The organism is Hydrogenophaga sp. A37 (assembly GCF_002001205.1).
Lineage (GTDB): Bacteria > Pseudomonadota > Gammaproteobacteria > Burkholderiales > Burkholderiaceae_C > Hydrogenophaga.
Genome location: NZ_MUNZ01000056.1, coordinates 20,016 through 42,192, shown reverse-complemented (window position 1 = coordinate 42,192; position 22,177 = coordinate 20,016). Strand labels below are relative to the sequence as shown.

The following is a 22,177-nucleotide window of genomic DNA, read 5'->3' as shown; positions in this document are numbered from 1 at the left end:
CATGTCCGTCTCCCCCAATGCGTGTGTGCTGGTCGTCGACGACGAACCTGACCTCCGAACCCTCTACGAGCTCACCCTGCTTCGCGAAGGCCATGAGGTGATCTCAGCACCCGACCTGACCCAAGCCCGCGAGTGGCTCGCCCAGCGCCGCTTCGATGTGTTGATCACCGACATGCGTTTGCCCGATGGCCTGGGCCTGGAGTTGCTGCGCGAGTTGGCCACCCAGCAGCGCAGCGAGAAGTCCATCGTGATCACCGCGTACGGTTCGGCAGAGAACGCGGTCGAAGCGCTCAAGGCCGGTGCTTTCGACTACCTCACCAAACCGGTGGACCTCAAGCAGTTGCGCACAGCCGTCAGTGCGGCGATCCAGGGCCAGCGCCATCCTCCGGCCGCCACACTGCCACGCGCGCTGTCGAACGATGGGCTGGCCCGCAGTGCGCCGCCGCCTCCGGGCGGCGTGAAAGCCCTCGAACGCATCGTGGGCACCTCGCCCAGCATGGTTCAGATCCGCAGCCGCATCGAGAAAGTGTCCACCAGCATGGCCCCGGTGCTGATCCTCGGGGAGTCGGGCACCGGCAAAGAGTTGGTGGCGCGTGCGGTGCACGAGTGCAGCCACCGCGCGGCTGGGCCGTTTGTCGCGGTCAACTGCGGCGCCATTCCCGACAACCTGATTGAGGCCGAGTTTTTTGGTGCCCGCAAAGGGGCTTACACCGGCGCCACCCAAGACCGCGAAGGCTATTTCCAGGCAGCCAAGGGCGGCACCCTGTTTCTGGACGAGATCGGTGACCTGCCGCTGGGCATGCAGGCCAAGCTGCTGCGCGTGATCCAGGAGCGGCGCGTGCGCCCTTTGGGCGGCGTGCAGGAAGAAAGCGTGGATGTGCGGCTGGTGAGCGCCACCCATCGCGACGTGGCGGCGCTGGTCAAGAGCGGTGAATTCCGTCAAGACCTGTTCTACCGCCTCAACGTGATCGGGCTGCGCACACCGGCCTTGCGCGAGCGCCGGGAGGACATGCCCGAGCTGGTGCAGGCACTGCTGCAACGCATCTGCAGCGAGTCCGGTGATGCGACACCCACCCTGTCGGCCGACGCTGAGGTCTGGCTCCAGTCGCGCGAGCTGGCCGGCAATGTTCGTGAGCTGGAAAACCTGTTGCAGCGCGCCATGGCGCTCAGCACCGGCACCACGCTGCAAGCGCATGACTTCGCCGATCCCGGCGAGGGCGAAGGTCAGCACCGGGCCGAGCCCAAAGGGCTTGCGCCCGCCACCAACCCCACCTCGACGGACGCCACAGGCTCGGGCATCCCCGCCGATCTTCAGGTCTTTCTCGACGAGCAGGAACGGCAGGTGCTGCTCAAGGCGCTCAAGGAATGTGACTTCAACCGCACGGCCGCAGCGACGCGCCTGGGTTTGAACCTGCGCCAGATGCGCTACCGCATCCAACGGCTGGGCATCACCATGCCGTCTGACGATGACGACAACGCCTGACACCAGAGAGGGTGGACTGGCCTGGGACGGCGGCTGGCTCATGGAGGCTCGCAGGGTGCCCTCGCCGAACCACGGACCTCGCCCGGACGCGGCCGTGATCGACCTGATCGTGCTGCATTCGATCAGCCTGCCCCCTGGCGAATACGGCGGCCCGGAAGTGGAGCAGCTGTTCACCAACCAGCTGGACTGGTCGGCCCACCCGTACTTCGAACAGATCCGTGGCATGGAGGTCTCGTCGCATTTTTTTGTGCGCCGCGATGGAACGCTGCTGCAGTTCGTCAGCACCGACGACCGAGCCTGGCACGCCGGTGTGTCGTGCTGGCGCGGTCGTTCGCAATGCAACGACGACTCCATTGGCATTGAACTGGAAGGCCTGGAAGGCCAGACCTTCGAGCCCGCACAGTACGCCACGCTGGCCCAGCTGTGCCGGCGTGTGCAAGAACGCCACGCCATCGCCCACATCGCCGGCCATGAGCACATCGCACCGGGTCGCAAACTAGATCCTGGTCCCGGCTTCGACTGGGCTCGGCTCCAGCAGGATCTCGGTTGGGCACATGGGTGTTTTCCCGAGTGCGTGATCGGAGCTTTTCAGCTTCGGGGGTGACCCCGCCCTGAAGTCATCGAGCGCCACCACCTGGCCGCGCCAGCATCGGCGCGGTTTTCGACGGCAAATCCAGCGGCAACATGCGCCGTTGTTGGCACCAGCAGTCTGGAATCAACACCACCGCTGCTCCGCGCTGCGCCACCCGAAGTCACCTTTCGCATGAACGACGCCGCCGGTTTTACCTAACGAAACGGCACCGTTTCGATGCAGCCTCTTTTTTCTACAACCACTACCGGTAGTGGCTTGAAGAGGGGCCACACACCAGATATAGTGTGCGCTGCGCCAAACGGTCACCCAGTCAAAAGCGGCCTTGAGAGCACACCGCCCAGCCCAAAGCACCGACTGCACCGACCGATGCGCCCTACCCCAGCTCCCCGGCTTGGCACTCAAAGGCCCGCGACGCAAAACAAACGAAAGAAAGAGGAACCATGCAGATCCATCCATCCACCGCGTCTCACAACACCCCGTCCCACGTGATGCACGGAGGCACGTCCGCCGCATCGACGGAAGCTCAGACCTCGGTCTTTGCCCACTACCAGATCATTCGCCGCAATGGCGCCGTGGTGTCCTTCGAGCCCAGCAAAATTGCCGTGGCCTTGATGAAGGCGTTCCTGGCGGTGCATGGCACGCAGGGTGCTGCGTCGGCCAGCGTGCGCGAAACGGTGGACGCATTGACCCAGACCGTGGTTCGCGCCCTGGTGCGTTCGCGCCCCGGCGGCGGCACCTTCCACATTGAAGACGTGCAAGACCATGTCGAACTCGGCCTGATGCGCAGCGGTCACCATGAAGTGGCCCGCGCCTACGTGCTGTACCGCGAGCGCCGCACGCAAGAGCGCGCCCACCAGGCCGAAGCGCAAAAGCCGGCCGAGGCCTTGTTGCATGTGATGGACGGCGGCCAGCGCGTGCCGCTCGACCTGAACCGCCTGCAGCACCTGATCGAAGACGCCTGCAAAGGCCTGGGCAAAGATGTCAAGGCCGACCCCATCGTCGCCGAGACCAAGCGCAACCTGTACGACGGCGTGCCGATCGAAGAGGTCTACAAGGCCTCCATCCTGGCCGCGCGCACGCTGATCGAAAAAGACCCGGACTACACCTACGCCACCGCACGCCTGCTGCTGCACACCATCGTCAAGGAAGTGATCGGCGAAGAAGTGCCGTCCACCGAGATGGGCGCGCGCTATGCCGACTACTTCCCACAGTTCATCAAGAAAGGCGTGCAAAACGAACTGCTCGACGAGAAGCTGCAGCAGTTCGACCTGGCCCGTCTGGGCGCGGCACTCAAGCCCGAGCGCGACCTGCAGTTCGACTACCTCGGCCTGCAGACCCTGTACGACCGCTACTTTCTGCACGTGCGCAAGAGCCGCATCGAGCTGCCACAGGCCTTCTTCATGCGCGTGGCCATGGGTCTGTCGCTGAATGAAATCGACCGCGAGGCACGCGCCATCGAGTTCTACGAGGTGCTGTCCTCGTTCGACTTCATGTCGTCCACGCCCACGCTGTTCAACGCGGGCACGCTGCGCTCGCAGCTCTCCAGCTGCTACCTGACCACCGTGCCCGACGATCTCGACGGCATCTACGAGTCGATCAAGGAAAACGCGCTGCTCTCCAAGTTCGCCGGCGGCCTCGGCAACGACTGGACCCGCGTGCGTGCGCTCGGCGCCCACATCAAAGGCACCAATGGCGAGTCGCAAGGTGTGGTGCCGTTCCTGAAAGTGGTGAACGACACCGCCGTCGCGGTGAACCAGGGTGGCAAGCGCAAGGGCGCGGTCTGCACCTACCTGGAAACCTGGCACCTGGACATCGAAGAGTTCCTGGAGCTGCGCAAGAACACCGGCGATGACCGCCGCCGCACGCACGACATGAACACGGCGAACTGGATTCCCGACCTCTTCATGAAGCGCGTGATGGAAAAGGGCGACTGGACCCTGTTCTCACCCAACAACGTGCCCGACCTGCACGACCTGTTCGGTGCCGATTTCGAAACGGCCTATGTGGCTTACGAAGCCAAGGCAGAACGCGGCGAGATCAAGCCCAGCCGCAAGGTGCCTGCGTCGGATCTGTGGCGCAAGATGCTCACCATGCTGTTTGAAACCGGCCATCCCTGGATCACCTTCAAGGACGCCTGCAACGTGCGCAGCCCGCAGCAACACGCCGGCGTGGTGCACAGCTCCAACCTCTGCACCGAGATCACGCTCAATACCAGCGACACCGAAACCGCGGTCTGCAACCTCGGTTCGATCAACCTGCTCAAGCACCTGAAGGACGGCGGTGTTGATCATCAGAAGCTGCAGAAGACGATCAAGACGGCGATGCGCATGCTCGACAACGTGATCGACATCAACTACTACGCGGTCAAGAAGGCTCGCGACTCCAACATGCGCCACCGCCCGGTCGGGCTCGGCATCATGGGCTTCCAGGACGCGTTGTACGAGCTGCGCATCCCCTACGCCTCCAACGACGCGGTCGAGTTCGCTGACCGCTCGATGGAAGCGGTGTGTTACCACGCCTACTGGGCCTCCACCGAACTGGCCCGCGAGCGCGGCCGATACGCCAGCTACAAGGGCTCGCTGTGGGACCAGGGCATCCTGCCCCCCGACACCATCGACCTGCTGGCGCGTGAGCGCGGTGGTTATGTGGACGTGGACCGCAGCAGCAGCCTGGACTGGGACGCGCTGCGCCAGAAGATCGCGCAAGACGGCATGCGCAACTCCAACTGCGTGGCCATCGCACCGACCGCGACCATCTCCAACATCATCGGCGTGGACGCGTCCATCGAACCCTGCTTCGGCAACCTCTCGGTCAAGTCCAACCTGTCGGGCGAGTTCACCGTCATCAACGGCTATCTGGTGAAAGACCTGAAGCGCCTGGGCCTGTGGGACGACGTGATGGTCATGGACCTCAAACACTTCGACGGCTCGCTGCGCTCCATCGACCGCGTGCCCCAAGAAGTGAAAGCGCTCTACGCCACCGCGTTCGAGGTGGAACCGCTGTGGCTGGTGGAAGCCGCAGCACGCCGTCAGAAGTGGATCGACCAGGCGCAGAGCCTGAACATCTACATGGCCGGCGCCTCGGGCAAGAAGCTCGACGACACCTACAAGCTCGCTTGGTTGCGCGGCCTCAAGACCACCTACTACCTGCGCACCACCTCGGCCACGCAGGCCGAAAAATCCACAGGCCGCACGGGTCAACTCAACGCGGTTTCGGTGCACGGCAATGAGGTGGCGATGAGCGCACCGGTGGCCGCTGCAATGGCTGTTGAACCCGCGACCGACATCAAGTTTTGCGCGATCGACGACCCCGGTTGCGAAGCCTGCCAATGACCACTGCATGTGATGCGTGTGCGTGTGGTGGTGTCGAACGTCGCGCATTCGATGCGACACCGCAACACAAAACATTCATCACTCGCATGAGTCCTTTGCATTTCATGCAGACACTTCGATAATCCACCGAATTGGACACACCTATGTTGACCTGGGACGATCAAGTTACTCCCTCCTCGAAGCCCGCATCGATTCCCCTGCCACCTCCCATGCAGGGTGTGCAAGCGTCACTGTCCTCCGCGACAAATCCCGCTCCTGCTTTCGCTGTACCCAAAGCCACACCGAGTGCACACCGCGTCAACGCGGCCGATAAGCGCATCATCAACGGCAAGACCGACGTCAATCAGCTGGTGCCGTTCAAGTACAAGTGGGCTTGGGAAAAATACCTCGCCACCTGTGCCAACCACTGGATGCCACAAGAGGTGAACATGAGCCGCGACATCGCGCTCTGGAAAGACCCCAACGGCCTGACCGAAGATGAACGTCGCATCGTCAAGCGCAACCTCGGCTTCTTCACGACCGCCGATTCGCTGGCTGCCAACAACATCGTGCTGGGCACCTACCGCCACATCACGGCGCCCGAGTGCCGCCAGTTCCTGTTGCGACAGGCCTTTGAAGAAGCGATCCACACCCACGCTTACCAGTACATCGTGGAGTCCCTCGGCCTGGACGAGTCCGAGATCTTCAACGCCTACAACGAAGTCCAATCGATCCGTGACAAGGACGAGTTCCTGATCCCCTTCATCGAAGCGATCATGGACCCGAACTTCAACACCGGCTCGCCGGAAAACGACCAGACCTTGCTCAAGAGCCTGATCGTGTTTGCCTGTCTGATGGAAGGACTGTTCTTCTACGTGGGCTTCACGCAGATCCTGGCGCTGGGCCGGCAGAACAAGATGACCGGTGCCGCCGAGCAGTACCAGTACATCCTGCGCGACGAGTCCATGCACTGCAACTTCGGCATCGATCTGATCAACGCGATCAAGATGGAGAACCCGATGCTGTGGACGGCCGAGTTCAAGGCCGAGATCAAGTCGCTGTTCATCAAGGCTGTCGAGCTCGAATACCGCTACGCCGAAGACACCATGCCGCGCGGCGTGCTCGGCATGAACGCGTCCATGTTCAAAGGCTACCTGCGTTACATCGCCAACCGGCGCGCCACGCAGATCGGTCTGGAGCCCATGTTCCCGAACGAAGAAAACCCGTTCCCATGGATGAGCGAAATGATCGATCTCAAGAAGGAACGCAATTTCTTTGAAACACGGGTGATCGAGTACCAATCGGGAGGCGCGTTGTCCTGGGACTGACACGTTCAGTCGCCCGGCCTGCCCCTCCATCGTTCACACCATGTTCGTCGTCACATCAAAGCCCTGCTGCCCGTGCTCTTGCCCGGACAGCAGGGCTTTGTCACCGTATTCAAGGCCTTGGGGTCTGTCGTGGATGCATTCACGCGAACCCAGGGCATTGAATCACTTCGCTGGCACCTGGCCGGTTGAAGTGCTCTTTGCAACTTGATCAAGGAGAAAACAATGGCAACTGCGAAAAAAGCCCCGGCCAAAAAGGCCGCTCCGGCAAAAAAAGTCGCTGTGAAAAAAGCAGCACCTGCGAAGAAGGCAGCACCGGCTAAGAAAGCCGTCGTCGTGAAGAAGGCAGCACCGGCGAAGAAAGCCGCTGCCCCTACGAAGAAGGCAGCACCGGCCAAAAAAGCCGCCGTCGTGAAGAAGGCCGCTCCGGCGAAGAAAGCCGCTGCCCCTGCGAAGAAGGCAGCACCGGCCAAAAAAGCCGCCGTGAAGAAGGCGGCTCCGGCGAAGAAAGCCGCTGCCCCTGCGAAGAAAGCCGCTCCGGCAAAAAAGGCCGTCGTGAAGAAGGCAGCCCCAGCAAAAAAAGCTGAGCCGGCCAAGAAGCCGGCAGCCCCAGCGGCACCAGCAGCTCAAACCAAGCTGAACCCTCAGGCTGCCTGGCCGTTTCCAACGTCCAGCAAGCCCTGAAGTCGTCCTTGAGATGACACCTGGCCCGACGTGAAAGCGTCGGGCTTTTTTGTGCCCAAATTCAGCCGTCAGTCCGCGCTACTGAACCGATAGTTCTGTCCACCACGGCTCGCAATTTTGGTGGCGCCGATGCGGTTGCCCAGATCAGCGCAGCGGACCAGACCCCAGCCCTGCGCAATACCATGCAGCAAAGCGGCGCGGAAGGCATCGCCGCAACCGGTGGGGTCGAGCACCTCAGCCGCCTTCACACCCGGTACAAGGGTCTTGTTGCCCTGCTCCCAGACCTCGCAACCTTGCTCACCCAAGGTGATGATGAGGCCACTGACCTTTGCGGCAATGGCTTCAAAACTCAGGCCGGTGCGATCACACAGCATCTGGCCTTCGTAGTCGTTGACGGTGACCCAACTCGCGAGCTCAATGAAGTGCGCCAACTCTTCGCCGTTGAACATGGGCAGGCCCTGACCCGGATCGAACACGAAAGGAATGCCAGCCGAGTGCAACTGCTCGGCGTGGGAGAGCATGGCATCGCGGCCATCGGGCGCCACGATGGCCAGACGGATGCCGGCGTCGGACGGCACCACATTCTTTTGAGCATCGGACATGGCTCCTGGGTGAAACGCGGTGATCTGGTTGTTGTCGCGGTCGGTCATGATCATCGCCTGGGCCGTGTAGTTGTCCGACGTGGTGCCGATGAAGCGCGTGTCCACCCCGAGGTCTTGCAAGCGCCCCAGGTAGTCCTGCGCGTCATTGCCCACCATGGCCAGGGGCACTGCGGGCGACCCGAGCTGCCGCAGGCCGTAGGCAATGTTGCCCGCACATCCCCCGTATTCGCGGCGCAAACCAGGCACCAGGAACGACACGTTGAGAATGTGCAGCTGGCTCGGCAGAATCTGCTCGGCGAAGCGCCCCTCAAACGTCATGATGGTGTCGAAGGCCAGGGAGCCACAAATGAGGATGGACATGTAAGAAGCGGAGGTTCAGGGGTAAAAGACCAAGGCGCGGTAGCCCGTCATGGACGAGACACCGCTGTCGGCGATGGACAATCGCAGGCTCATCGACAAAGAGCCATGGGACGGCAACAACACGGGTGCACCAGGCAGTTCGTCGGGCAAAAACACCCGCCGCGAAACAACGGCATCGCGCGTGTCGGTGAGGCTCAACTCCAATGCCGGCACGGCCACCGCCATGGGCGCGCTGTTCTTGAGCACCAGATCGAAAGAATAGAAATTGCCCAGGCGCCGCACGAGATTGGAGCTGTCAATGACCACCGATTCGATCCGGCGCACAGGTCCGAGCTGGCAAGCAAAAGGACGACACAGGCTGGAGAGCAAGGGCACTGCGGCTGGGTACTGGGCGGCAAGCCTGTCTCGATCCTGGACCGCCCATTGCATCACCAGCAGCAGCGCCAACAGCACCGAGGCTGACGCCAGCAAGCTGCGCATCAACGGCGAACGCCAAAATGCCTTGCGGCGCGCCTCACGAACAAAACCGGGCTCGGACACATCTGCGCTCGAAGGCTCGTCCGGCGGCACCTGGGCCGGCCCGGGGGGCACCGGGTCGACGGGGATTGCCACGGCAGTCTTGGACACTGTCGCCACAGCCTTAGGGACTGGCGCCGATTCCGGCTCTGCGGTTTCGGCCTGGGCCTTGGACGCACCCAGCGCAAACTGCTTGAGCTCATCCACAAACTCCAGCGACGCTTTCAGCGCACCGGTTGATGATGGCGCAAGAAGTTCATCGGGGTGATCGGCGGACTCGGGAACGGGAAGCCTGGCATCGATGTCCGACGTGGCATGGTCGTCACGCAGACCCTCAAGTGCCTGGAATTCCGCCGTCGTCCACGCTTCCGCCGGATCGGGTTCTGACCGCCAGGGGCTGGGTTCCAGCAACCAGTCACCTTCGGCATCGTCGTTCAAGGCCTGCGACGGCGACATGGGTTCGGGGCCGGTTGCCATGGACGGCGCTGCCACTGGAGGAGTGACCACCGGCGCCGGCGTGGCCTCGCCTTCCAGATACAAGGTGGCGTCGAACACATCGGCGCAGTGGCCACAACGCACCCAGCCGTCGGAAATCTTGAGCTGGTCGGGAACGACCTTGAACATCGTTCCGCAGGCCGGGCAGCGGGTGGTGTAACTCATGCGCAGATTATTGCAGGCGGCCCCGCGCGATCAGCGCCCGCCCACACGCTCAGGCCTTCTCGGCCGTCATGAGGATCCAGCCATCCTCTTCGTCGCTGACCGAGAGGGAAATCCAGGGCGCGTAAGCCTCTTTCAGTTCATCCGCTTGGCGCGACAGGATGCCCGCGAGCACCAGGTGCCCACCGGCTCGCACGTGCCCACACAGCAGCGGGGCGAGCACCTTGAGCGGTGTGGCCAGGATGTTGGCCAGCACGACATCAAACTCGCCCTTGGCCTGATCGGGCAGCCCGGATTGCAGGCTCACGTGGTTGGCTCTGGCGTTGAGATGCGTTGACTCGACCGCGGCCGGGTCGATGTCGACCGCCACAATGTCCGCCGCACCGAACTTGGCCGCGCCGATCGCCAGGATGCCCGAGCCACAGCCGTAGTCCAGGACACGCTGGCCCTCAACGCCATGGCGTGCGGTCCATCTCAGGCACATGCGCGTGGTGGGGTGTGTCCCGGTACCGAACGCCAACCCTGGGTCGAGCCGGATCACCTCGCGCGCTGCGGCCGGTGGCTCGTGCCAGGTGGGCACGATCCAGAACGTGGGCGTGATCTCCACCGGATCGAACTGCGATTGGGTCAAGCGCACCCAGTCCTGTTCGGCCACGGCCTGCACGCCCAGCACTTCACAACCATCAAAGAAGTCCTGGAACACCAGCAGCGCTGCGGTTTCACGGGCAGCGGCTTCGGTAGGGAACAGCGCCACCACCCGCGAGCGGTTCCATCCCGCCTTCGGCGCAGGCATGCCCGGTTCACCAAACAGCGCCTGCTCGGAGGGCGTCAGGGCGTCGGCATCTTCCACCGAGACGCTCAGCGCATCGAGTTCGACCAGCGCGTCGCTGACCGGTTCGACGCCGGCCTCGGGGACGAGCAAGACCAACTCAAAGAGAGACCCAGCTGATGGCTGGGTCTGGGAAGCAAGATCAGCGTTCACGTTGGGAGAGCCACTCTTCCAGGTAGTGGATGTTGGTGCCACCGGCCACGAAGCTGGCGTCCACCATCAGCTCGCGATGCAGCGGGATGTTGGTCTTGATGCCTTCCACCACCGCCTCGGCCAGCGCCGTGCGCATGCGGGCCAGGGCCTGCTCGCGCGTGTCGCCGTGCACGATCAGCTTGCCGATCATGGAGTCGTAGTTGGGCGGCACGAAGTAGTTGGTGTACGCATGCGAGTCCACACGCACGCCCGGACCACCGGGCATGTGCCAGGTGGTGATGCGGCCGGGCGAGGGCGTGAACTTGTAGGCGTCTTCGGCGTTGATGCGGCACTCGATGGCATGGCCACGCAACTGCACCTGGCGCTGCGTGAACGGCAGTTTTTCGCCCGCCGCCACCGCGATCTGGGTGCGCACGATGTCCACTCCCGTGATCCACTCGGTCACCGGGTGCTCCACCTGCACGCGCGTGTTCATCTCGATGAAATAAAACTCGCCGTTTTCGAACAGGAATTCGAAGGTGCCGGCACCTCGGTAGCCGATTTTCTTGCAGGCCGCTGCGCAGCGCTCGCCGATTTTTTCGATCAGGCGGCGTGGAATGCCCGGTGCCGGCGCCTCTTCGATCACCTTCTGATGGCGCCGCTGCATGGAGCAGTCACGCTCGCCGAGGTACACCGCGTTGCGGTGCGTGTCGGCCATGATCTGGATCTCGATGTGGCGGGGGTTCTGGAGAAACTTCTCCATGTACACCTCGGGGTTGCCGAAGGCAGCCCCGGCTTCGGCCTTTGTCGTCTGCACCGCGTGCAGCAGCGCCGCTTCGGTGTGCACGACACGCATGCCGCGACCGCCGCCACCGCCCGCCGCCTTGATGATGACCGGGTAACCGATCGTCTTGGCGGTGCGCTTGATCACCACCGGATCGGCCGGCAAAGCGCCCTCCGAGCCGGGCACGCAGGGCACGCCAGCGCGGATCATGGCCTGCTTGGCCGAAACCTTGTCGCCCATCAGGCGGATCGACTCGGGCGAGGGGCCAATGAAGGTGAAGCCGCTTTGCTCCACTCGCTCGGCGAAGTCGGCGTTTTCCGACAAGAAACCGTAGCCAGGGTGAATGGCCTCAGCGTCGGTCACCTCGGCGGCCGAGATGATGGCCGGCATGCTGAGGTAACTCTGCGCCGACTGAGCGGGGCCGATGCAGACCGCCTCGTCTGCCAGCTTCACGTACTTGGCGTCGCGGTCGGCTTCGGAATAGACCATCACGGCCTTGATGCCCATTTCGCGGCAGGCGCGCTGCACCCGGAGGGCAATCTCGCCGCGGTTGGCGATCAGGATTTTCTTGAACATGGGCGTTCGGTCGCTTATTCGATCACGTACAGCGGTTGGCCGTATTCCACCGCCTGGCCGTTCTCCACCAGGATCTGCGTCACGGTGCCACTCTTGTCGGCCTCGATTTCGTTGAGGATCTTCATCGCTTCGACGATGCAGATGGTTTCCCCTTCTTTGATCGCATCGCCCAGCTCCACAAAGGGCTTGGCCCCAGGGCTGGATGCCCGGTAGAAGGTGCCCACCATCGGCGACTTGACCACATGACCCAAGGGCTCTGCAGGCACCACCTCAGCCACCACAGGGGCGGCGGCAACGGGAGCGGCCAACGGCGCGGCGGCGGGTGCCATGGTGTAAGCGACCGGGGCGGCCATGCTCACAGGGGCACTCTTGACGATCCGTACCTTGCCTTCGGCCTCGGTGATCTCCAGCTCAGACACGTTCGATTCAGACACCAGATCAATCAGTGTCTTCAGTTTTCTTAAATCCATGATTTCTCCAACGAAATGCGGCCAAATTGATTCAACTTCACCCAATTTCATCGAAATCGAGGCTGATCAAGGTACCGGGGTGCGCAGTGTACACGAGGGTTGAACCGTGTGACAAACCGTTCATCACCCTCGACGGCTACCGCTTAACAGGCCATGCGGGTGGCGCACAGACACAAATTGAAAGAACTTTACCCGCTTTTCAACGCGGTTCGTAACACCCGCCCATCTGCCGCTGAGCCGCTTCGCCAAACCCCTCTCAGACCAGTCCTGCCCACAGCGAGAGGTCCGACTCGCTCAACTTGCCCAGCTTGCGGTGCATCACGGTGCCGTCGGCACCGAACACGACGGTGAACGGTAGCCCTCCGCTTGCGTTGCCCAGGCTGCGGCCCAATTCGGTACCGGCCAAACCGGCCAAGGCGACGGGAAAATCCAATGGCAAACGCTGAAGAAAGCTGCGCACGGGTGCGGCCTGATCCACCGCCAAGCCCAGCACCTGCCAGCCGGCCGGCTCGTTCGCGCGGTAAAAAGCATTGACCAACGGCAGTTCCTCCACACACGGAGGGCACCAGGTCGCCCAGAAATTCACCAGCAAGGGGCGACCCAGAAACCGTTGCAATGCCACTGTCTCGCCCCGCACACCCGGTAACTCCGTGGCCCAGAAAGCCGCCTCTGCGCCCGACAACAGCTCGCCCGGTCGCAGGCGCCACCAAGCGGCGCCCGCGCCAGCGGCCATCGCGACGGCGGCCACACCACCCATCCAGAGGCGCCGTTGCATCATTCGTCTTGCCCCTGCCCGACCGATGCCAACAAAAGCGCTCTCAGGCCGTTCACATCGCCGCGAGGACGGCGGCCCTGGGCATCCGGCTTGAGTGCCCCGCGAACATCGTCGCGATCCTGCACCAGCAGATGAACCAGCACCCACTGCCCGAGCGCCTCGCACCGGCATCGCACGGTCAGCGCATCCACGGGCTCCCCCTTCCAGCCATGGATCGAGCCCGGGTGGTACTCCACCCCATGGTCCAGCAGGGTCCACTCGGCGGACTTGGCGTCGTCGCAAAACAGCTGGATATAGATGTCGCTGTGCCGCGTGGCGGTGCCACGCCACACCGCCCCGCCGACCAGGGGGTGGAAAACCGCGAGTCGCTCCATCCAGACCAGGGCCAGTTCGCGCAGAGCGTGCAATTCCTGGGGCTGGGTGTCGGCGCAAAACAGGTCGATGTACTCTCGCACCGCCGTGTCCATCGAGGCGTTGTCGGGCCAGGGCGCTCGCGAGGACAAGCCCAGCTGCTTGCCCGCACGGCGCTTGGCTGCGGCGTATTCCAGCCCCTCTTCCACCACGAAGCGCGCCGCGACGGCGGCGATTTCATCGGTCTGGTCTGCGCGAAACTCACTCATGCCGCGATTGTGCCTCGCTGACGGCCGTCGGCACGCTCCGAAGCTCTCCCCAACACTCACAGGTCCAGGGCCAGGCGCCGCCTAAAATCGGCGCATGCATATTCACATCTTGGGCATTTGCGGCACGTTCATGGGTGGCCTGGCCGCGCTCGCACGCGAATCGGGTCACCGAGTGACCGGCTGCGACGCCGGTGTCTACCCGCCCATGAGCGACCAGCTGCGAGCGCTCGGCATCGACCTGATCGAGGGTTTTGCCGTCGACCAGATGGCGCTCCAACCCGACATGTATGTGGTGGGCAACGTGGTCAGTCGCGCACGCCTGCCCGATGGCGCACCGAAGTTTCCCCTGATGGAAGCCATCCTCGAAGCGGGTGCGCCCTACACCAGCGGCCCACAATGGCTGGCCGAACATGTGCTGCAAGGCCGACACGTGCTGGCCGTGGCCGGCACCCACGGCAAAACCACCACCACCGCCATGCTGGCCTGGGTGCTGGAATCGGCCGGACTTCAACCGGGGTTTCTCGTTGGCGGCGTGCCGATGAATTTTGGTGTTTCAGCTCGATTGGGCAAGGTAGCGGTGGCCGGAACAGGCCGTTTCGCCGCCGGGCCGCCCCAAGGCGAAACAGCCCCCCCGGGGGGCAGCGACCCGCGAAGCGGCGGAGCGTGGGGGCCAACATTCGTCATCGAAGCGGACGAATACGACACCGCGTTCTTCGACAAGCGCAGCAAGTTTGTGCATTACCGCCCGCGCACGGCGGTGTTGAACAACCTGGAGTTTGACCACGCCGATATTTTCGACGACCTGGCCGCCATCGAACGCCAGTTTCACCACCTGTTGCGCACCGTGCCGCCCTCGGGGCGGGTGGTCGTCAATGGCCTCGAAGAGAGTCTGGACCGGGTGCTGCACAAAGGTGTCTGGAGCGAGGTGCGCAGCTTCGGTGCAACGGTCAGCGATTTCACCGCGGTGGGCGAGCCCCATGCTTTCGACGTGATGGAGCGCGGCCAGCGGGTCGCCCGGGTGGAGTGGGCGCTCACCGGTGTGCACAACCAGCTCAACGCCCTGGCGGCGATTGCGGCAGCCCAGCATGTGGGCGTGGCGCCCGCCGATGCCGCGGCCGCCCTCGGCCAGTTCGAGAACGTGCGGCGCCGCATGGAGGTTCGTGGAACCGTCTTGCGCGACGGCCTGCCGATCACGGTGTACGACGATTTCGCCCACCATCCCACCGCCATTCGCACCACACTCGACGGCCTGCGACGCAGGCTCGGAGCATCGGGTGGACGCATCCTGGCCGTGTTCGAACCGCGCAGCAACACCATGAAGCTGGGCACCATGAAATCGCAACTGCCCTGGAGCCTGGAAGCGGCCGACCTGGCGTTCTGTCACTCCGGCGGGCTCGACTGGGACGCCACGGCAGCGCTGCTCCCCATGGGCGAAAAGGCGCATGTTGCCCCCAACATCGACGAACTGGTGAGCCAGGTGGTGTCTGCCGTGCGCGGCGGGGACCACATCGTCTGCATGAGCAACGGCGGCTTTGGCGGAGTGCACGCCCGCCTGCTGGCAGCGCTGCGCTGAACCTCGGACGCCGATCAGTAACCCAGCGACATCGTCGCCAGATCCACCACCACCACGGGTTTGGCGAGTGCCGCACTGGCGGCGCGCGCAAAACTCATCGCCCAATCGCGATGATTGGGTTCGCGGAAGTGTTCCTGACCCACCGCCTGGGCCACCGCCAGAATCTTGTCGGCGGTCAGCACCTTGCCGGTCAGGCGGATGGGTTCGCAGTCCAGCGTCGTGAACTGCTCGTCCAGCCAGGACCGGGCCAGGTCGTGTGGCATGGGCTGGACCTCTTCGAGATCAAAACGGTAGGTGGACGGCTCACCCCAGGTCACGGTGACTTGACTGCGCATATGGGAACTCCTTGGATACGACGTGAAGTCTGCTTCACGGACGAAAGAACCGGTTTGCGGCAGCGCAAGGTTTTCACCGCTAACGCGCAGTGTCCAGACCGGGCTTGCCGGTCGACACGCGCAAAGGAGAATGCACCGACTCACGCATGATGCTGGAGGGCCCCATCGTCGAGAGTTCGCCGTGGCTCTGCACTTCGGACTCGCGGTCGACATGATCAAACTGAAGGGCCACCATGGCCCGGCGGGTCTCGGTCTCAGCCCGACGCGCGCTTTCGGAGTCGGTCGTCAGACCGCCCGCGTGGTACAGCGCGCCGACGCGGTGCGCCAGCGCCGGCTCGGGCCAACCGGTGCGCTCCAGCAGTTGGCTGAAATGGGCCGGACGGACCATCAGTTCTCGCATCAGGATGAGGTGAAACTCGTCGAACCAACGCGCGGGCAGGCGGGGCACCCGCCGCAGATACAGGCGCTGTTCGCGGTAACGCGCCGGCAACACATCTCGCCGGGTGCGCACAGCGTAGGTCCACATCAGACGGTGCAATGGCAAGCGGATGAACGATGAAGGGATTTCTTTGGACAAGGATGCCCCGTGCACCCACTCGGCCATCGACAGGTCCACCGGCCGCGCGGGAATCAGGAGCCCAGCCTGCCAGCGCTGGATGTCGATCACAGCGAGCAACTTGCCAGCGAGGGACACATGGACCACACCCCCCGCACGGTAGGTGGCCAGCCGGTCCACCAACTGTTCACCCAGCGCAAACTGGCTGCGCAGCGGCCGCAACCAGGCTTCAAAACGTTGCAGCCGCTGGCGCACGCTGGTTTCGCTTTCAGCGTCGAAAAATTCGGCCGAAGCAAACCCTTCGGGCAGCGGTGCAGCAAAAGCCAGCGGTCGGTCCACCTCGGCGCGATTGAGCGTCAAACGCTCGTCGGTGCCGTGCGGGTGCCGGATCACCACCTCGTCACGGCCCAGAACCTCCACCGCGTCGCCAGCAATCATCCAGGCGTCGGCAACGTGCGGATCGCACGTGCGCCACTCGGGCCATCCAGCGGGCGCCAGTGCCGCCCAAGCCTGCAGACGTGCGCCTGCCGGATCGGAAAACCCCAACAAACCCAAACCCAGAACTGGCTGCTCCACACGAACTCCCAACAACAACGTGCCACCCCCGGCTGCTGCTCATCAGGCAAGCTTGGGGCCATCAATTAGAACATCGGCAGCAAAGCCAGAATATCAAGCGCGATGCACACAGACCGACCGATGTGGTGTCAACACCGCGACAGAAAGCGCCCCAGGACCGGGTCAGGTCGCGCGCATCAGTCAGTGCCCAGCACGTGCGCGCTGCACCGCCTGCGACAGCACCTCGAGTGCCTGAAGCGAGTCGCTCCAGCCGAGGCAGGCGTCGGTGATGCTCTGACCATAGTTCAGCTGACTGACGTCGTCCTTGCCTGGGGTGAACTTCTGGGCACCGGCTTCGATGTGGCTTTCGATCATCACGCCGAACACACTCGTTGAACCGCCCTCGATCTGGCGAGCAATGTCGCGCGCCACATCGAGCTGCTTCTCATGCTGCTTGCTGCTGTTGGCGTGACTGCAGTCCACCATGAGGCGCGGCGTCAGCTTGGCGGCTTCCAGATCCTTGACCGCTGCGGCCACATGGGCGGCGTCGTAGTTGGGCATCTTGCCGCCGCGCAGGATGACGTGGCAGTCTTTGTTGCCGTTGGTCTGAACGATGGCCACTTGACCGTTCTTGTGCACCGACAGGAAATGGTGCCCGCGCGCAGCGGCTTGGATCGCATCGGTCGCGATACGGATGTTGCCGTCGGTGCCGTTCTTGAAACCGATGGGCGCCGACAGCCCCGAGGCCAGTTCGCGGTGCACCTGGCTCTCGGTGGTGCGCGCGCCGATGGCACCCCAACTGATCAGGTCACCGATGTACTGCGGTGAAATCACGTCCAGAAATTCGCTGCCCGCGGGCAAGCCGATGCGGTTGATGTCGATCAACAACTGGCGAGCGATGCGCAAGCCCTCGTCGATGCGGAAGCTCTGATCCAGGTAAGGGTCGTTGATCAGCCCCTTCCAGCCCACCGTCGTGCGCGGCTTTTCGAAGTAGACGCGCATCACGATTTCCAGCGTGTCGGCGTATTGGTCACGCAGCGGCTTCAGGCGGCGCGCGTAGTCCAGCGCAGCAGCGGGGTCGTGGATCGAGCACGGGCCGATGATCACCAGCAGGCGATCGTCCTTGCCGCGCAGGATGTTGTGGATGGACTGACGGGTCTGGCTGATGAGGCCCTCCACCGGCGTGCCGCCGATGGGGAAAAAGCGGATCAGGTGTTCGGGAGGCGGGAGCACAGTGATGTCCTTGATGCGTTCGTCGTCGGTCTGGCTGGTTTTGTCGACAGAACGGGCATGCCAGGCATCGGCGCTGACGGGGGTGGCTTTGGCGGTCATCACGGAACTCCTCGGGTTGGCGAAAGAAAGTGGCAAAAAAAAACCGCCGGGCGTGGGGCCCGGCGGTTTTGGGAGGTTCGGTTGCGTTGCGCTTACACCGTGGCCTCTCGTCCGCCGGGGACTGAGAACCAAAAGTAAAAGCCAAAAAAGATGGCGGCGCGCGTTTGCATAGGTCGCGAATGTAGCACAGCGGATAGCACAGGCGTCTTACAGGTGAACGCCGTAGAGGCTGCGCCAGGCCCAGCCAGCCAACGCGCAGGCCACGATGACCCGGATCACACCCTGCTTGAACCGGATCAACGCCAACGCAGCGAGCGCCACCAAGACCAGCGCCGCCCAGTCCGGGCGCTGCCATCCGCCGGCCATGCCCGACGGGTACGCCACATGAAACAGAAAGAACAGCGCCAGGCTGGCGATCACGCCCACCACCGATGCAGTGATCGCGGTCAGGGGCGCGGTGAAATGCAGCTTGCCGTGCGTGCTTTCGACCAGCGGACCGCCCGCCAGGATGAAGATGAACGATGGCAGGAAGGTGAACCAGGTCACCACCAACGCCGCCAGTGCTGCGCCCAGGAACAGCGCCTCTGGCCCCAGCACCTGCTGGCCCCAGCCGCCGAGGAAAGCCACAAAGGCCACCACCATGATGAGCGGCCCCGGTGTGGTTTCACCCAGCGCCAAGCCGTCGATCATCTGCGACCCAAGCAGCCAGCCATGTTCCACCACCGCGCCCTGGTACACATAAGGCAGCACCGCGTAGGCGCCGCCAAAGGTGAGCAGCGCCGCCTTGGTGAAAAACCAGCCCATGGCAGCCAGCGTTCCGCTCCAGCCTTGCCAGGCCACCAGCAAGCCCATCGGAACGGCCCACAGCACCGCGCCCCACAACAGCACGCGCATCAATCGCACCCGGCTGAAGCGCGCGTGGGCGGGCGTGGGTGTGTGATCGTCGATCACGGCTGGCTCATGGGGCGCGGCCGTGCCCGCCGACGCATGCCCGCCTCCGACGCGTGCGAACTGGTCCGGCACCCAGCGTCCGCCCGCCCAACCCACCAGCGCCGCCACCAGCACGACGGCGGGGAACGGCACCGCAAAAACGGCCAGAGCCACAAAGCTGCCCACCGCCACGGCCCACAGCAGCGGCGCACGCTTCGGGTGCCGCAGCGTCTTGCTGCCCATGCGGTGCACCGCCTGCAAGACCAGCGCCGCCACCGCCGGTTTGATGCCGTACAGCAGGCCCGCCACCCAGGCCACCTGGCCATGAACCACATAGACCCAGCTCAGGCCGATCAGGATCAGCAGCGACGGCAACACGAACAGCACCCCGGCCACCACACCGCCCCAGCTGCGGTGCAACAGCCAGCCGATGTAGGTCGCGAGCTGCTGCGCCTCGGGGCCGGGCAGCAGCATGCAGTAGTTCAGCGCGTGCAAAAAGCGCTGCTCGCTGATCCAGCGCTTCTGCTCCACGAGTTCGCGGTGCATGACGGCGATCTGACCGGCCGGGCCACCGAAGCTGATGAAGCCCAGCTTGAGCCAGAAACGCAGGGCTTCCCAGACATTCACGTGACGCGGCGCGGTCATTGCGGTCTCCAGTTGTGGGTTTCGGCACGACCGCCGGCTTGATCGACGCACCAGGCATAGAGCGCGTCGTACACCGGCATCATGGCCTCCAGCATGGCGTGATCGTCGTCCGCGTGCCGCCGCGACATGCCCAGCGACACGGCCAGCAAACCTGCGGCGGGCGTGGCCAGCTCCAGCCGATCGGTGTCGGCCCCACGCACGATCACGGCCAACAAGTCGAGCGCGGGCAGACTCAGGCTGAAGGCGCTCAGCAAGGTGTCGAAGCTGCAGCGTTCGCCTTCGTGCGAGATCGGCGCCCCAGGGATGTCGAAGGCCACGGCCTGGCGCAGACTGGCCTGCGCCAGCACCTCGGTGGTGGGCACGTAAAAAAACACCGCATCCCGGTCGATGAAGCGGCGGATCAGCCAAGGGCAGGCAATGCGATCAATCTTGGGGCAGGCGCGGGTGATCCATCGGGAACCGCCGGCACCGGTGACGCCCAGGTCGGGGCGCTTGCGCAGCAGCGGCGCGGGCGATGCGCCCAGCGCCTGCAACAGCGCGGGACTGTCCACACCGGGCTCACCGCCCTCAATGCCACCCAGCAGGTAACGCGCCTCCCAGCCAGCGTCGCGCAACTGGGTAGCGGCATGCTCACTGACCTGGTGACCGTACACGCAGCACACGACGGCGGATTGCGGGGGGCGCTCCTTCAGCCAGGTGTCGAGGCTTTCGGGAGCCACGTGCAGCGCCAACGGCAGCAGCGAAGGACTGAACTCAAAGCGCTCGGTGCGGCGCACGTCCAGGATCAGAGGGGTATCGGGCCGGCCCAGGAGCGCGGCGAAGGCGCTGGGGCTGATGGCGTGTTTCGGGTTCAATTCAACGGGGTCCATGGGTGGCGCTCCACAAAAAGGAGGTGGCCAGCACTTGGACGGGACCGTCTATTCCGAGAGGAATTCGGGAGGCTGTTTTCCCGAAGGCCGAATACTAACAGCCTTGCGTAGACACGATACGGAACGCCCAGTCAGGCGGTGCCGCCGACCGTCAGGCCGTCGATGCGCAGCGTCGGCTGCCCCACACCCACCGGCACGCTCTGGCCTTCTTTGCCGCAGGTGCCGACGCCGCTGTCCAGCCGCATGTCGTTGCCGATCATGCTGATCTTCTTGAGCGACTCGGGGCCGCTGCCGACCAGCGTGGCGCCTTTCACCGGGTACTGGATCTGCCCGTTTTCCACCCAGTAGGCCTGGCTGGCGGAGAACACGAACTTGCCGCTGGTGATGTCCACCTGACCACCCCCGAAGTTGGTGGCGTACAGCCCCTTTTTCATGCTGGCCACGATTTCCTCGGCGCTCTTGTCGCCACCCAGCATGTAGGTGTTGGTCATGCGCGGCATCGGCACGTGCGCGTAACTCTCGCGGCGGCCGTTGCCCGTGGGCTTGACGCCCATCAGGCGCGCGTTCATGGCGTCCTGGATGTAACCCTTGAGGATGCCGTCTTCGATCAGCACGTTTTTCTGCGTGGTCTGGCCTTCGTCGTCCACATTGAGCGAGCCGCGGCGGTCGGCAATGGTGCCGTCGTCGAGCACGGTCACCCCCTTGGCCGCCACGCGCTGGCCGATGCGGCCAGCGAACGCGCTCGAACCCTTGCGGTTGAAGTCACCCTCCAGGCCATGGCCGACCGCCTCGTGCAGCAGCACGCCGGGCCAGCCCGGGCCGAGCACCACGGTCATCTCGCCTGCGGGCGCGGGCCGTGCGTCAAGGTTGGTCAGGGCCGAGGAGACAGCTTCGTCCACATAGGACTGCACCATGGCCTCGTCAAAGTAAGCCAGGCCGTAGCGGCCACCGCCGCCGGAACTGCCCACCTCGCGGCGGCCGTTCTGCTCGGCGATCACCGTCACCGACAGCCGGATCAGCGGCCGCACATCGGCGGCCAGGGTGCCGTCAGCGCGGGCAATCAGCACCACATCGTGTTCGGCGGCCAGACCCGCCATGACCTGCACCACACGCGGGTCCTTGGCCTTGGCCAGGGTTTCCACCTTGCCCAGCAGCGCCACCTTGGCGGTGCTGTCCAGGGTACCGATCGGGTCCAGGCCCGGGTAGAGCGAACGCGATTTGGACACCTTGGTCGACGGGGTGCGGACCTTGCGGCTCTGCCCCTGGCCGGAAATGGAGCGCACCGTGCGGGCAGCGTCGATCAGCGAGTCCCAGGATAAGTCGTCCGAATAGGCGAAGGCGGTCTTCTCGCCACTGACGGCGCGCACACCCACGCCCTGGTCGATGCTGAAGCTGCCGGTCTTGACGATGCCCTCTTCCAGGCTCCAGCCTTCGCTGCGTGTGGTCTGGAAATAAAGGTCCGCGTCATCGACGCCGTGGGACATGATTTCGCCCAACGCCTTTTGCAGCAGGGACGGACTCAGGCCATAGGGCATGAGCAACAGGTTTTCGGCGGTGGCGAGACGGGCAAGGGTGGGTTCGCGTGCAATCATGAGGGCCATTGTAGGGAGGGAGGGGTTGGCGCGCCGGGCGCGTGGTTTTCGAGACCGCCGGGCGCGGTGCGCGC

General features: G+C 64.1%; 19 protein-coding genes. 6 read left to right on the top strand and 13 right to left on the bottom strand.

The genetic code is table 11. From position 1 onward, the window contains the following. The first annotated feature begins 1 nt into the window (after nt 1). The 5 genes from B0E41_RS02685 (at nt 2) to B0E41_RS02665 (ending at nt 7,395) form a co-directional block, all read left to right on the top strand. A complete protein-coding gene (locus tag B0E41_RS02685) occupies nt 2-1,483 on the top strand; it encodes a sigma-54 dependent transcriptional regulator (protein WP_077328550.1) in 1,482 nt (493 codons plus the stop codon). Beyond that, entirely contained in the window at nt 1,467-2,087 is a 621-nt protein-coding gene (gene ampD, locus B0E41_RS02680; RefSeq protein ID WP_077328548.1) for a 1,6-anhydro-N-acetylmuramyl-L-alanine amidase AmpD, read from the top strand. Before B0E41_RS02685 ends, ampD begins: the two co-directional genes overlap by 17 nt. Nucleotides 2,088-2,563: 476 nt before the next feature. Then, nucleotides 2,564-5,407 (top strand): ribonucleoside-diphosphate reductase subunit alpha, encoded by a 2,844-nt coding sequence (locus B0E41_RS02675; protein WP_253194566.1) that lies wholly within the window; start codon nt 2,564-2,566, stop codon nt 5,405-5,407. A 143-nt stretch (nt 5,408-5,550) separates the two neighbouring features. Next, on the top strand, nt 5,551-6,714 hold the full coding sequence (locus B0E41_RS02670; protein ID WP_077328544.1) for a ribonucleotide-diphosphate reductase subunit beta: 1,164 nt from the start codon (nt 5,551-5,553) through the stop codon (nt 6,712-6,714). Between the two features lie 222 nt (nt 6,715-6,936). After that, nucleotides 6,937-7,395, top strand: coding sequence for a histone (locus B0E41_RS02665; RefSeq protein WP_077328542.1), 459 nt, complete (start codon nt 6,937-6,939; stop codon nt 7,393-7,395). Nucleotides 7,396-7,463: 68 nt separating this feature from the next. Here the strand turns inward: B0E41_RS02665 and B0E41_RS02660 are convergent, their stop codons facing one another. The 7 genes from B0E41_RS02660 to B0E41_RS02630 form a co-directional block, all read right to left on the bottom strand. Next, nucleotides 7,464-8,357, bottom strand: a complete 894-nt coding sequence (locus B0E41_RS02660) for a carbohydrate kinase family protein (protein WP_077328540.1) — start codon at nt 8,355-8,357, stop codon at nt 7,464-7,466. A gap of 15 nt (nt 8,358-8,372) precedes the next feature. Continuing rightward, nucleotides 8,373-9,533, bottom strand: coding sequence for a DUF3426 domain-containing protein (locus B0E41_RS02655; protein ID WP_077328537.1), 1,161 nt, complete (start codon nt 9,531-9,533; stop codon nt 8,373-8,375). A 49-nt stretch (nt 9,534-9,582) separates the two neighbouring features. Beyond that, the gene (prmA, locus tag B0E41_RS02650) at nt 9,583-10,458 is read right to left on the bottom strand and encodes a 50S ribosomal protein L11 methyltransferase (RefSeq protein ID WP_253194556.1); all 876 of its coding nucleotides are present in this window, start codon (nt 10,456-10,458) and stop codon (nt 9,583-9,585) included. A 43-nt stretch (nt 10,459-10,501) separates the two neighbouring features. After that, on the bottom strand, nt 10,502-11,851 hold the full coding sequence (gene accC, locus B0E41_RS02645; protein WP_077328533.1) for an acetyl-CoA carboxylase biotin carboxylase subunit: 1,350 nt from the start codon (nt 11,849-11,851) through the stop codon (nt 10,502-10,504). 14 nt (nt 11,852-11,865) lie between these two features. Then, the gene (gene accB / locus B0E41_RS02640) at nt 11,866-12,321 is read right to left on the bottom strand and encodes an acetyl-CoA carboxylase biotin carboxyl carrier protein (protein ID WP_077328531.1); all 456 of its coding nucleotides are present in this window, start codon (nt 12,319-12,321) and stop codon (nt 11,866-11,868) included. A gap of 256 nt (nt 12,322-12,577) precedes the next feature. Next, entirely contained in the window at nt 12,578-13,099 is a 522-nt protein-coding gene (locus B0E41_RS02635; RefSeq protein WP_077328529.1) for a TlpA disulfide reductase family protein, read from the bottom strand. Beyond that, the gene (locus B0E41_RS02630; protein WP_077328527.1) at nt 13,096-13,716 is read right to left on the bottom strand and encodes a hypothetical protein; all 621 of its coding nucleotides are present in this window, start codon (nt 13,714-13,716) and stop codon (nt 13,096-13,098) included. Before B0E41_RS02630 ends, B0E41_RS02635 begins: the two co-directional genes overlap by 4 nt. Before the next feature lie 94 nt (nt 13,717-13,810). On the opposite strand from B0E41_RS02630, the gene mpl reads away from it, so the two are divergent. Next, nucleotides 13,811-15,289 carry a UDP-N-acetylmuramate:L-alanyl-gamma-D-glutamyl-meso-diaminopimelate ligase gene (gene mpl, locus B0E41_RS02625; protein WP_077328525.1) on the top strand — a complete coding sequence of 493 codons (1,479 nt, stop codon included), beginning with the start codon at nt 13,811-13,813 and terminating at the stop codon, nt 15,287-15,289. 14 nt (nt 15,290-15,303) lie between these two features. Here the strand turns inward: mpl and B0E41_RS02620 are convergent, their stop codons facing one another. The 6 genes from B0E41_RS02620 to tldD form a co-directional block, all read right to left on the bottom strand. Beyond that, the gene (locus B0E41_RS02620) at nt 15,304-15,624 is read right to left on the bottom strand and encodes a hypothetical protein (protein WP_077328523.1); all 321 of its coding nucleotides are present in this window, start codon (nt 15,622-15,624) and stop codon (nt 15,304-15,306) included. Nucleotides 15,625-15,703: 79 nt separating this feature from the next. Next, the gene (locus B0E41_RS02615) at nt 15,704-16,756 is read right to left on the bottom strand and encodes a hypothetical protein (protein WP_143433626.1); all 1,053 of its coding nucleotides are present in this window, start codon (nt 16,754-16,756) and stop codon (nt 15,704-15,706) included. Between the two features lie 180 nt (nt 16,757-16,936). Further along, the gene (locus B0E41_RS02610) at nt 16,937-18,067 is read right to left on the bottom strand and encodes a 3-deoxy-7-phosphoheptulonate synthase (RefSeq protein WP_077328519.1); all 1,131 of its coding nucleotides are present in this window, start codon (nt 18,065-18,067) and stop codon (nt 16,937-16,939) included. A 207-nt stretch (nt 18,068-18,274) separates the two neighbouring features. Then, nucleotides 18,275-19,642: a chromate efflux transporter gene (gene chrA / locus B0E41_RS02605; protein ID WP_077328517.1), complete on the bottom strand. Its 1,368-nt coding sequence runs from the start codon at nt 19,640-19,642 to the stop codon at nt 18,275-18,277. Beyond that, a complete protein-coding gene (locus B0E41_RS02600; protein ID WP_077328514.1) occupies nt 19,639-20,511 on the bottom strand; it encodes a chromate resistance protein ChrB domain-containing protein in 873 nt (290 codons plus the stop codon). The genes chrA and B0E41_RS02600 overlap by 4 nt, the downstream gene beginning before the upstream one ends. A gap of 131 nt (nt 20,512-20,642) precedes the next feature. Beyond that, entirely contained in the window at nt 20,643-22,103 is a 1,461-nt protein-coding gene (gene tldD / locus B0E41_RS02595; protein ID WP_077328572.1) for a metalloprotease TldD, read from the bottom strand. Nucleotides 22,104-22,177: the final 74 nt, after the last annotated feature.